General features: G+C 75.4%; 1 protein-coding gene. It reads right to left on the bottom strand.

From position 1 onward, the window contains the following. Positions 1–120: 120 nt before the first annotated feature. Positions 121–415 (bottom strand): FCD domain-containing protein (locus G3I65_RS22075; RefSeq protein WP_160697791.1); only part of this gene is annotated, 295 nt, incomplete at its 5' end.

Below are 415 nucleotides of genomic sequence, written 5' to 3'. Positions count from 1 at the left end.
GCGGACGGCGGCGGGGGTCGCCCAGGGCGCCGTCGGCCGCCACACCCAACACCAGTCCGATCGCGCGCGCCGCGCTCACCCGTGCCCCCCGGCGGAAGAAAACTGCAGTACCCGAGGAGGCTACTCGACCAGCGCCGCGATCTCCTCACGTGCCTGGACGACGATGTCCCGCATCGCCCGCTCCGCCCGGTCCGCGTCCCCGGCCGCCACCGCCGCGGCCACCTCCAGGTGCAGCGCGACCGCCTCGGGCTGGGGCTCCGGGGGCATCAGGCCGTGCCCGGTCCGGCCGGTCAGGACCTCCGCGACGACCTCCGACAGCTGCGCGAACATCGGGTTGCGCGACGCGCCGAGCAGCAGGTCGTGGAACGCGATGTCGAACTCGAGGAACGTCCGGAGGTCGCGCGCGCGGGCCGTG

Source organism: Amycolatopsis sp. SID8362 (assembly GCF_010550475.1).
GTDB lineage: Bacteria > Actinomycetota > Actinomycetes > Mycobacteriales > Pseudonocardiaceae > Amycolatopsis > Amycolatopsis eburnea.
This window is presented reverse-complemented; position numbering and strand designations above follow the sequence as displayed.